This window comes from Brevundimonas sp. (assembly GCF_031082345.1).
Classification (GTDB): domain Bacteria; phylum Pseudomonadota; class Alphaproteobacteria; order Caulobacterales; family Caulobacteraceae; genus Brevundimonas.
This window is the reverse complement of record NZ_JAVHLH010000096.1, coordinates 1-9,308: the sequence shown is the minus strand read 5'-3', so window position 1 is coordinate 9,308 and position 9,308 is coordinate 1. Positions and strand designations below refer to the sequence as shown.

Genomic DNA, 9,308 nt, shown 5'->3' with positions numbered 1-9,308 from the left:
CCAGGCCGCCCGCCGCCCCGCCCGCGGCGGCGTTGATCGCGGCGAGCACCCCGCGGGCGAGTTCGGCCAGCGAGATCTCCCCATCGGCGGCGGCCCGCGCCAGCGAACGTGTCAGGCTGGCTCCGGCGCGGTCGAACGCCGCTTCGATCGAGGCCGCCGCCCGTTCCGCCGGCTCCTTGAGCCCTTCCAGCGCGGCCGCCGCCTCGGCCGCCCGCCGAGGCACGGTGTCGAGACCGGCCGCTTCCAGTTCATCCGTCATCCGGCCACGCCTCCGCCATTCGCTCGAACTCCCGCCGCCCCAGAGGCAGGCCCTCGACCGGCGCCTCGGTCAGCAGTCGCCATTCCTTCAGGGACAGACGCCAGAAATCCGCCGGCGCCACGCCCGCCCGTGCGGCGTCGCGCATCATCGACCCCCACGGCGTCTTCACGCCGCGGCCGCGAAGGCTTTCGCCACCGCCTCTGCCGCCTCGCGCGGATCGACCGCCGCTTCGCCGAGCGCGTTCGCCAGATCCTGTTCGCCGCCGCCTCTCAGCAGCGCGGCGAGAACCGTGGTCAGGTCCCGCGCGGACAAGGCCCGCATCCGCTCCGCCAGACCCGCCAGGCCATCACATCCCAGCGCCGTCTCCATCTCCGCCAGCGCCCCCAGGGTCAGGCACAGGCGCCGCTCCACCCCCGCCAGCGATGCGACCACCTCGCCCCTGGCTCCGTTGGCGTCCATCAGGCCGCCCCGAACGTCACCTCGCCCGCGCTCGCCAGGCTGATGGCGAAGGTCGCCTCGCCCTCGTGCTCGCCGGCGTATTCCAGGGCGGCGACGAGGAAGGGTCCCTCCAGCGTGCCGAAATCCGGCACGATCAACCGCCACGTCCGCGCCGCCTGGTCGAAGAAGGCCTCGCGGATCAACGCATCCGAGGCCGCGTCCCGAAAGATGCCCTGCCCGGCCACCGCCGCCGACTTGACGCCGGCGCCGCCTAGCAGCTCCCGCCATCGCCCGGCGCTGTCGCCGTCGGTCGCGTCCACCGTCCGCGCATTCAGGGAGATCGTACGCGCCCTCAGGCCGGCGACGGTCGTGAACACGCCCGGCGTGCTCTCCATCTTCAACAGGATGTCCTTGCCGCGTTGCGCCGCCATGTCAGTCCTCCTCCGTGACGGCGCGCACCCGCAGCACCGCAAATGTTCTCTGCCCGTCCGGGGCCGGATAGACGTCCGCGAACGCCGGCCTCAGGCTGACCGTCCGCACGCCGTCGGCCGCCAGAACCGCGTCGCTGAGGCTCAGCCGCAAGGCCGCCAGCACGGCCTTGGCCTCCTCGGTTCCGCGAAACTGCGACACCACCGTCAGCGTCAGGGCGTGTTCGACGCCGCCTCCGTCGGCCGCCACCGGACGGCTCTCCGATCGTCCGATCATCAGGTACGGCAGCGTCGGCCGATCCGGCGGGGCATCCCAGATCCTCGGCGGATCGCCCAGCAGGGCGGCCAGGCCCGCATCGCCGGCCAGATGCGCGATCAGCGCCTTCTGCAGCGCCAGTTCGTGGCTCATGACACCCGCTCCAGATTGAGAATGGCCTGCCCGCCGACGGTCTCGCTTGAGCGGATGCGCCAGTCGGCCCCGCCGAACCTCAGCACCCCGCCCGATGACAGCCGCGCGTCGGCGCGCGCCTCGGCCGTCATGGTCTCAAGGACGCGGGTCCCGCCCGGTTCGCTCCTATCCCGCAGCCGACGCGGGCCCGTCTTCAGCCAGGCCGATCCGACCGGCTCCCAGCTCACCGCCCGACCGCCGTAGGGCGTCAGGCTTTCGGTCCCCTCGAACAGTTCGGCCAGCACCCTCACAGCCGCACCCCGCGATAGGGGGCGATCCAGGCCTCGACCGGCTGAAGGGACATGTCCCGGTCGCCGCGCTCATAGGTGCTCAGGACCAGCATCAGCACCGCCAGGCGCAGCGGCGCCGGCGAAGTCGACTCCAGCGTCAACCCCACGTCGCCCTCGACCCTCGCCCGGGCCGCATCGATCAGGGTCTGGATCAGCGCATCCTCGGCGTCATGCTCGACGCGCAGGAACAGCTTCGCCTCCGCCAGCAGGACGGGTGCGGTCATGGGAAACCTCGCTTTGCTCGACAGGGGCGAGGGTCGAGGGACGAGGGTCGAAGCCCGCGCGTTTCACACTCAACCGTCACCAATTTCACGCGGGGGTCGGATTCACGCGGGGGTCGGAGCGAGCGATGAATCCCTCGCCCCTCGCCCCTCGCCCCTCGCCCCGCGTCTCTCGGTCCTTGCTACGTCGCCGCGAACTTCATCACCTTGATGGCGTCGAAATTCTGAACCCCGCCGCCGACCCGTTTGGTGGTGTAGAACAGCACATAGGGCTTGGCCGAATACGGGTCCCTCAGCACCCGCACCCCGGCCCGATCAACGATCAGATAGCCGCGCTGGAAGTCGCCGAAGGCGATGGCCGCCGCGTCCGCGCCCACGTCGGGCATGGTCTCGATCTCGGTCACCGCATAGCCCAGCAGGCTGGCGGTCTCTCCCGGCCGCTGCGCCGGCTGCCAGATATAGGCCCCGTCGCTGTCCTTGAACTTGCGCACCGCCGAGACCGTCTTCCGGTTCATCACGAAGCGGCCGTTCGGCCGGTACCGGGCCTTCGGCGCATAGACCAGGTCGATCAGCCGGTCGGTCGGGCTGGACGGCGCGAACGCCCCCGCGGCGCCCGAGGCGACATAGCCGATCTTGCCCCACTCGTGGGCGCTCTCGGCCACGATGTCGTAGCTCAGGAACCCCTTGGGCTTGTTGACGCCGTCGCCGGTGACGAAGGCCGTCGTCTCCTGCGCCGCGAAGGCGTCCTCGACCTCAGACGCCAGCCATTCGTCGAGGTCGATCAGGGCGTCGTCCAGCAGGCTCTGGGTGGCCGCCGGGCTGGCATACAGATCGGCCGACGGAAACTCCAGCAGGGCCAGAGTCGCCGGATCCGTCTCCGGCCGCGCCGCCGTCTCGGCCACCCAGCCCGAGGCCAGACCGGCCGTCGACACAGGCTTGCGGAACACGCCGGCGCCGACGGTGCGGACGCTGGCGATCTCACGCATCGGCGACCCGGCCATCAGCCGCCGTTCGATGGCCCGCTCGGTCTGTTCCGGCACGACATAGCCGGCCGAGTTCGACGCCGTCGACAGCCCCGCCTTCAGCTCCAGCCCGAACGACTGCCCGGTCTTCAGATACCCGTCGAACGCGCTTTTCTCCTCCCCATGGAATGGGGAAGGGGACCGCGAAGCGGTGGAGGGGTGGAGGAGGGACGCACCGCGTCCCGACGACGACGCCTCACCACTGAGTCCGGGCCTCCGCCCCTCGCTGACCACCCGATCCAGCCGCGCCTGGGCGCTGCTCACCGCCTGGTCGATCCGCGCCACCTTCTCCTCCAGCAGCGCATCGGCCGAGGCCTTCTTCTCGATCTCGTCCAGCCGGGCGTCATTGGCCCCTTTGAACGCCTCGAACGCCGCCATCATTTCATGCATGGCGGCGCGCGCCTCGGGGGTGCCCGAGGCCGTCTTGGTCTCTTTCATGGTGTCTCCGGTTTTCAGGAACCGCGGGTTGCGGTTAGGGTCGGGGCGTGAACGGCCCCATTGGAAAATTCTTGTCGCCGGGCCGTCGCCATGGGCCGGTCAGGCGGCGCGATGCATGCGGGGCCGCTGCGTGAGCGACCGCTTCACCAGGCTTGAGCGAGAGGTCATGGCCGCCATGGCCCACGACCTGCGCCACATCGCGCCGGACCTCGCCGGTCAGTTCGAGGAAAGCCTGCCCGGTACGCGCCGGAACACCGGCTCCGGTCTGTTCAGCGAAATCATCGTCAGCTCGCGCCGCCCCCTGTCCGCAGAGCGCGCCACCGGCGTCTTCGGCACGGTTCACGCCATGGTCGGCGACCTGCCCGACCCGGTCGCTTTCCAGGTCGAGCTGAGGCAGGGCCGGCTGCTCGCCCTCCACGGCGACGCCTATGGCCAAGACACCCGGGGCATCGACTTCGAACGCGTTCCTTTCGACCAGGTCTTCACCCTCAACGATCAGGGCGAGTCGGTCGCCTTCGATCCCGCCGCCCTGATGCGCCCCAGCCCCCTGCTCGCCCTGCATCAGCACGACGACCACGACCCGGCCCAACCTGAAGACCCTCGCCTCGTCAATCGCGGCCCCCTTCAACGCCTGCAGGACGAGCGGCCTCAGCCTCTGGTGCGGGATCCCCCGCCCGTGGCGCCGGAAGCCGATCCCGACCGCGAGGCCGTCCAGTCCCTGCTCATCGGAATCTGGGTGGCGGCGGGCGCCGTCGCGCTCCTGGCCGTCCTGTTCGCCCGCGCCTCCGTCTTCCTGGTGATGATCGCAGCCTTCTGGCTGGGGGCCCTGTTGAGAAAGCCGATGGTCAGGACCGCCCTCGCCCGCGCCGCCAGATCCCTCGGCCGCCTTGAGGTCCGACCCTCGGACTCCTGACCGGCGCCCCTTTCCCGGCGGTTCCGTCAGCTTGACGGCTCAGCGGGAGCGTGTGACCCTCTCTCGGGGCTCAACCTTAAGGAACGCGACCATGCGCCTGGTTGGAACACTCGCTGCGCTTCTCGTCATCACCGGCTGCACTCCCATGGAAGCCCAGGGGCCGTTGAACGCCGAACCTTCGGCGCGCCGCTGTTTCTCCCCGACCGAGATCCGGCTGATCAAATTTGCACCGGACGACGGCGTCTATGTCAGAACCCGCACCGGCGAAGCCCTCCTGCTGACCGGTTCCGCGGCCTGCCTCGGCGACACCAACAATGTCAGCATCGGACTGCGAGCCTTCGGACTGGACAGCGCCGACGTCTGCATCGGCGATCCGGCGCACCTGGATATTCGCAGCCACGCCACAGTTCTCCGGACCTGCAACGTCCGCATCGCCCGCGTCGTGCCTCAAAGCGAGATCGTTCAGCTGCCTGATCGCCGCGGACCCTAGACGCCTACCCGGAACGCCGCCGGCGACCCTTCGCCTTCCTGCGCCTTCACACTGAACCGCGCCCCGGGAAGCATGGGAAACGTCACCAGCGACACCTCCCACAGCGCCACCTCGACCAGCACTCTCAGCCGGCCGTCCCGGCGCGCCCTGCGGCTGCGGAACCCGATCGACAGCCCATCCAGCGCGCCGGCCCGCGACAGCGCCTGGGCGAACCGCGCCTCCGCCGACCAGTCCATGATCCGGCCGCGCACCCACAGGCCACGGTCATCCTCGCGCATCTCGTCCCACACCCCGATGGGCGAGCGGCTTTCGTGCTGGTGCAACATCCGCACGCCCCGCGCTCCGGTTCCAGCCAGACTCCCCCCGAAAGCGCCCTTGGCGAGCACGTCCCCGTTCAGGTCAGCCACGCCCCACAGGGAAGCGTAGCCCTCGATCGCCAGGCCGCCGCCGCGCTCACCCGAAACACGCTCAGGATCGCCGGCTTCGACCGTCGCCGCGCGCCCGGTCATCGCCCGCGCTCCAGCCGGATCTCGATCCGCTCGACCGCGGCCCGCGTGGCCTTGCTCTGCTCTTCCAGCCGCGCCAGCCGTTCGGCCACCTGCCGATGCTCGACCATCCGGCCCTCGAGCACGGATATCCGCGCGGCCGCGCCGCCGGCCCAGATCAGCGCCCCGGCCGTCTGCACCGCCAGCGCCGCGATCACCGCCACCGGAACCTTCCGCATCGTCTCCATCACGCGCCCACTCCCGCCATGCGTCGCCGTTCCTCGTTGGTCAGGAAGCTGGCCGCTTCCAGCCGCGCCCACAGCGCGTCTCTCTCGGGTTGAAGCGCCGGCACGCCGTCGAGGTCGGCCTCGATCCTCGCGCCGGGGAACCGGCTTCCCAACCATGCCGTCAGCGCCGCCGCGGTCTTCCTCGCCAACGGCGCCACCGTGCCGCGCCAGAAGGCCGCGTTGGCCTCACGATAGTTCGAATAGGTGGCGTCTCCGGGGATCCCCAGCAGCTGCGGCGCCACGCCGAACGCCAGGGCGATCTCGCGGGCGGCCGCGTGTTTGCCGGCGATGAAATCCATGTCCGCCGGCGTCCAGCTCATCGGCTTCCAGTCGAGCCCGCCCTCCAGGATCATCGGCCGTCCGGCGTTCATGGACCCGCCGTGCGCGTCCTCGATCTGCGCCCGCAGCGCCTCGAACTGCTCGACCGTCAGCCGCTCGCCGTCCTTGGCCCCGTAGACGAGCGCGCCACTGGGCCGCGCGGAGTTGTCCAGCAGCGCCTTGTTCCAGGCGCTCGAGGCGTTGTGCACGTCGATGGCCGCCGCCGCCGCCTCCAGCGGCGAAAAGCCGTAGTGGTCATCGGTCGGATGAAACAGCTTCAGCTGCATCACCGGCATCCAGCCGTCCGCCTGCCGACCGATCCGCAGCGAGCGGCCGTCGACGGAATACTCATAGGCCTCCGGCCAGCCGGCGCGACCCGGAACCACCTTCACCCGGTCGGGGCGAAGCGTCCAAAGCTCCGCCGGGTCGCCGTCCCCGACCGCTTCGACATAGGCGTTCCCCGCCGTCTGCAAGCCGCCATACAGCGCCTCCAGCCATTCCGTGCCCGACTGCTCCGGATTCGGCTGGGCCAGCAGCAGGGCCAGCCGATGATCGTCGCGTCTGACCCCGTCGACGAACACGGCCAGCGGCGTCGACGCCGCCGCCTCGGCGACCATCCGGACGCAGCGATAGGCGACCGCGTTACGCGCAAACCCTTCCGTCGCCAGGTGCGCATAGTCCCTCGGCGTCCACCGCGGCCGCCCCGCGCTCGTCAGGGCGATCAGCGGCCCGACCCGGCTGTCCTTGATCTCGGGCGCGGCGAGGCTCCGCCGCCCCCCGAAGGGTCGTCGCCAGTTCAGCATGGTGATCTCCAGGAAGGGCCGGCGAACCGCCGATCGGGTCAGACCCGTCGCTCGAACCGTCCCGCGCTTCCCGGGCCGTTCAGCCGACTTTCCGACGTGCCCACATCATACCCCGGCAGCGTTATCCGGCGGAAAGATAGAGTCGAGAAAAGTTCATATCGTTGATTTGACGAAATTAAATCTCGCCAATCCGACTATAATTCCACGAAAGGCCAGCACAGCGTCACGCGCCGCGCGTCGGGATCGGACGATCAGTCTTCCTCGCCGCCGCGTTCCTCGATCCATTCGGGTGCCTCGAAGTCGAGCGCATCCTCCGGATCCTTCAGCACCAGCTCCGACACCGTCTGCCCGCGCACCGAAACGCCGGCCTCGTGCACGCTTTCCGGATCCCCGGACACCAGCGGGTGCCAGTTGGCGAGCCCCCGCCCCTCGTGGATGCGGCGATAGGCGCAGGACTTCGGCATCCATCCCAGAAGCTCGATGTTCCACGGCGTCAGCTTGATGCAATCCGGCACCTGCGCCCGACGGTTGGCGTAGTCTGAACAGGTGCAGCTTGCCGGATCGAACAGCTTGCAGTGGACCCGCGTCGGGACGACCTTGCCTGTGTCCTCGTCCTCGAACCGCACCAGACAGCACAGGCCGCAGCCGTCGCACAGGCTCTCCCACTCCGGGCGCGTCATCTGTTCCAGGCGCTTGGTTTGCCAGAAGGGTTGTTCCATCGGCGGCCTCATACGCCGATCAACTCCGCCTGTCGCCCGCCGCGTCCGCACGGTCGTCCTTCACGCGGGTGGCGGACCGGCGTCGCCCGGTCTATAGCCCCCGCCTCATGGCCGCCAAGTCCCCCGGAAGACCCCCTCTCGTCGCGCTCAAGGACGTCCGTCTTCAGGACGGGCCGCGCCCCCTGTTCGACGGCGTGGATATCGCCATCGAGCCGCGCACCCGGGCCGCCCTCGTCGGCCGCAACGGCGCCGGCAAGTCGACCCTGATGAAGCTGGTCATGGGCCTCGTCGAACCCGACGCCGGCGACCGCTCCGTCCAGGCCGGAACCCGTTTCGCCTATGTGCCGCAGGAGCCGGTCATCACCGGCGAGACCCTGCTCGACTACGCCGTGTCCTGCGACGCCCAGCCGTGGACCGCCGAGGCCTGGCTGACCACCTTCGGCCTCGACCCGGCCAAGCCTGCCGTGAACCTGTCCGGGGGCGAAATCCGCCGCGCCGCCCTGGCCAAGGCCTTCGCGGAAGAGCCCGACCTCCTCCTCCTCGACGAACCGACCAACCACCTCGACATCCTGGCCATCGAACTGCTCGAGAACGAGCTGCTCAGCGCCCGCTTCGCCGTGCTGGTGGTCAGCCACGACCGCGCCTTCCTCAACCGCGTCACCCAGTCGTGCCACTGGCTCGAAGGCCGCCGCGTCCGCACCCTCAACAAGGGCTTCGCCGCCTTCGACGAATGGGCGGCCAAGGTCATGGAGGAGGAGGCCGAGTCCCTGCGCCGCCTGAACAAGGCGATCGAGCGCGAGACCTACACCTTCTATCGCTCCATCACCGCCCAACGCACCCGAAACGAGGGCCGTGCGCGCGCCCTCGACGCCATGCGCGCCGACCGCTCGGAGCGCGTCCGCGACCTGCCGCGAGAGCTCAACCTGGGCGTCGACTCCGGCGTGGCCTCCGGCAAGCTGGTCGCCGAACTGAAGGGCGTGACCAAGGCGTTCGGCGACCGCATCGTCATCAAGCCCTTCACCACCCGCGTCATCCGCGGCGACAGACTGGCCATCGTCGGCCCCAATGGCGCGGGCAAGACCACCCTCGTGAAGATCCTGCTGGGCGAGCTCGCCCCGGACTCGGGGACGGTCCGTCTCGGCTCCAACCTCGACCCCGTCTATCTCGACCAGTCCCGCGAGGGCCTGCGCAGCGACATGACCCTGTGGGACGCCCTGACGCCCGGCGGCGGCGACTCCATCCTGGTGCGCGGCGTGTCGAAGCACGTCGCCGCCTACGCCAAGGACTTCCTGTTCCAGGAAGGCCAGCTGCGCCAGCCGATCTCGACCCTCTCGGGCGGCGAACGCAACCGCCTGCTGCTCGCCCGCGCCCTGGCCAAGCCGGCCAATATGCTGGTTCTCGACGAACCGACCAACGACCTCGACATGGACACGCTCGACAAGCTCGAGGAGCTCCTCGAGCAGTATGACGGCACCCTGATCCTGGTCAGCCACGACCGCGACTTCGTCGACCGTCTGGCCACCTCGACCATCGCCATGAACGGTCGCGGCGACATCGTCGAGACGCCCGGCGGCTGGACCGACTTCATCCGCCAGAACCCCGGCTTCCTCCAGCCGGGCGCCAATCCGCGCCCGCAGGACAAGGAGGCCGCGCGCCGCGCCGAGGCTGCGCCCGCCCCCGCCACGGTCGCCCCCGCCGCCCCGAAGAAGCCGGCCAAGATGTCCTTCAAGGACACCCATCGCCTGAAGG

Annotated in this window: 14 protein-coding genes and 1 pseudogene; 3 read left to right on the top strand and 12 right to left on the bottom strand. The window is 70.0% G+C overall.

Annotated elements, in window-relative coordinates; genetic code table 11:
- The 8 genes and pseudogenes from RDU12_RS08005 to RDU12_RS07970 all read right to left on the bottom strand — a co-directional run.
- A pseudogene (locus RDU12_RS08005) lies at window positions 1–259 on the bottom strand (phage tail tape measure protein); the annotation flags it as partial.
- Complete coding sequence (locus tag RDU12_RS08000) at window positions 249–428, bottom strand: phage tail assembly chaperone (RefSeq protein ID WP_308684404.1); 180 nt, start codon at window positions 426–428, stop codon at window positions 249–251. The gene RDU12_RS08000 and the pseudogene RDU12_RS08005, both read right to left, overlap by 11 nt.
- Window positions 425–718, bottom strand: coding sequence for a GTA-gp10 family protein (locus RDU12_RS07995; protein ID WP_300289891.1), 294 nt, complete (start codon window positions 716–718; stop codon window positions 425–427). Before RDU12_RS07995 ends, RDU12_RS08000 begins: the two co-directional genes overlap by 4 nt.
- Window positions 718–1,128 (bottom strand): phage major tail protein, TP901-1 family, encoded by a 411-nt coding sequence (locus RDU12_RS07990; protein ID WP_300289890.1) that lies wholly within the window; start codon window positions 1,126–1,128, stop codon window positions 718–720. Before RDU12_RS07990 ends, RDU12_RS07995 begins: the two co-directional genes overlap by 1 nt.
- A gap of 1 nt (window position 1,129) precedes the next feature.
- Window positions 1,130–1,534 carry a DUF3168 domain-containing protein gene (locus RDU12_RS07985; RefSeq protein WP_300289889.1) on the bottom strand — a complete coding sequence of 135 codons (405 nt, stop codon included), beginning with the start codon at window positions 1,532–1,534 and terminating at the stop codon, window positions 1,130–1,132.
- Window positions 1,531–1,818: a phage head-tail adapter protein gene (locus tag RDU12_RS07980; protein ID WP_300289888.1), complete on the bottom strand. Its 288-nt coding sequence runs from the start codon at window positions 1,816–1,818 to the stop codon at window positions 1,531–1,533. Before RDU12_RS07980 ends, RDU12_RS07985 begins: the two co-directional genes overlap by 4 nt.
- Before the next feature lie 2 nt (window positions 1,819–1,820).
- The gene (locus RDU12_RS07975; protein WP_300289887.1) at window positions 1,821–2,087 is read right to left on the bottom strand and encodes a head-tail connector protein; all 267 of its coding nucleotides are present in this window, start codon (window positions 2,085–2,087) and stop codon (window positions 1,821–1,823) included.
- A gap of 179 nt (window positions 2,088–2,266) precedes the next feature.
- Window positions 2,267–3,544, bottom strand: coding sequence for a phage major capsid protein (locus tag RDU12_RS07970; protein ID WP_300289885.1), 1,278 nt, complete (start codon window positions 3,542–3,544; stop codon window positions 2,267–2,269).
- 130 nt (window positions 3,545–3,674) lie between these two features.
- On the opposite strand from RDU12_RS07970, the gene RDU12_RS07965 reads away from it, so the two are divergent.
- Together RDU12_RS07965 and RDU12_RS07960 are read left to right on the top strand one after the other, a co-directional pair.
- On the top strand, window positions 3,675–4,457 hold the full coding sequence (locus RDU12_RS07965) for a hypothetical protein (RefSeq protein ID WP_300289884.1): 783 nt from the start codon (window positions 3,675–3,677) through the stop codon (window positions 4,455–4,457).
- 91 nt (window positions 4,458–4,548) lie between these two features.
- Window positions 4,549–4,947, top strand: coding sequence for a hypothetical protein (locus RDU12_RS07960; protein WP_300289883.1), 399 nt, complete (start codon window positions 4,549–4,551; stop codon window positions 4,945–4,947).
- Here the strand turns inward: RDU12_RS07960 and RDU12_RS07955 are convergent.
- From RDU12_RS07955 to RDU12_RS07940, 4 genes are all read right to left on the bottom strand, one after another.
- Window positions 4,944–5,456 carry an HK97 family phage prohead protease gene (locus tag RDU12_RS07955; protein WP_300289882.1) on the bottom strand — a complete coding sequence of 171 codons (513 nt, stop codon included), beginning with the start codon at window positions 5,454–5,456 and terminating at the stop codon, window positions 4,944–4,946. The genes RDU12_RS07960 and RDU12_RS07955 overlap by 4 nt on opposite strands.
- Window positions 5,453–5,671 (bottom strand): hypothetical protein, encoded by a 219-nt coding sequence (locus tag RDU12_RS07950; protein ID WP_308684403.1) that lies wholly within the window; start codon window positions 5,669–5,671, stop codon window positions 5,453–5,455. Before RDU12_RS07950 ends, RDU12_RS07955 begins: the two co-directional genes overlap by 4 nt.
- A gap of 8 nt (window positions 5,672–5,679) precedes the next feature.
- Window positions 5,680–6,840, bottom strand: a complete 1,161-nt coding sequence (locus tag RDU12_RS07945) for a phage portal protein (protein ID WP_300289880.1) — start codon at window positions 6,838–6,840, stop codon at window positions 5,680–5,682.
- A 251-nt stretch (window positions 6,841–7,091) separates the two neighbouring features.
- Window positions 7,092–7,559, bottom strand: a complete 468-nt coding sequence (locus tag RDU12_RS07940) for a YcgN family cysteine cluster protein (RefSeq protein WP_300289878.1) — start codon at window positions 7,557–7,559, stop codon at window positions 7,092–7,094.
- A 107-nt stretch (window positions 7,560–7,666) separates the two neighbouring features.
- Between RDU12_RS07940 and RDU12_RS07935 the strand changes: the two genes are divergently transcribed.
- A partial coding sequence (locus RDU12_RS07935) for an ABC-F family ATP-binding cassette domain-containing protein (RefSeq protein ID WP_308684402.1) occupies window positions 7,667–9,308 on the top strand: 1,642 nt, incomplete at its 3' end.

What these genes read in the sequence shown, in the direction of transcription:
- RDU12_RS07995 (WP_300289891.1), bottom strand. Translation starts at nt 718, where the DNA reads ATGGACGCCAACGGAGCCAGGGGCGAGGTGGTCGCATCGCTGGCGGGG.
- RDU12_RS07990 (WP_300289890.1), bottom strand. Translation starts at nt 1,128, where the DNA reads ATGGCGGCGCAACGCGGCAAGGACATCCTGTTGAAGATGGAGAGCACG.
- RDU12_RS07985 (WP_300289889.1), bottom strand. Translation starts at nt 1,534, where the DNA reads ATGAGCCACGAACTGGCGCTGCAGAAGGCGCTGATCGCGCATCTGGCC.
- RDU12_RS07975 (WP_300289887.1), bottom strand. Translation starts at nt 2,087, where the DNA reads ATGACCGCACCCGTCCTGCTGGCGGAGGCGAAGCTGTTCCTGCGCGTC.
- RDU12_RS07970 (WP_300289885.1), bottom strand. Translation starts at nt 3,544, where the DNA reads ATGAAAGAGACCAAGACGGCCTCGGGCACCCCCGAGGCGCGCGCCGCC.
- RDU12_RS07960 (WP_300289883.1), top strand. Translation starts at nt 4,549, where the DNA reads ATGCGCCTGGTTGGAACACTCGCTGCGCTTCTCGTCATCACCGGCTGC.
- RDU12_RS07955 (WP_300289882.1), bottom strand. Translation starts at nt 5,456, where the DNA reads ATGACCGGGCGCGCGGCGACGGTCGAAGCCGGCGATCCTGAGCGTGTT.
- RDU12_RS07950 (WP_308684403.1), bottom strand. Translation starts at nt 5,671, where the DNA reads ATGCGGAAGGTTCCGGTGGCGGTGATCGCGGCGCTGGCGGTGCAGACG.
- RDU12_RS07945 (WP_300289880.1), bottom strand. Translation starts at nt 6,840, where the DNA reads ATGCTGAACTGGCGACGACCCTTCGGGGGGCGGCGGAGCCTCGCCGCG.
- RDU12_RS07940 (WP_300289878.1), bottom strand. Translation starts at nt 7,559, where the DNA reads ATGGAACAACCCTTCTGGCAAACCAAGCGCCTGGAACAGATGACGCGC.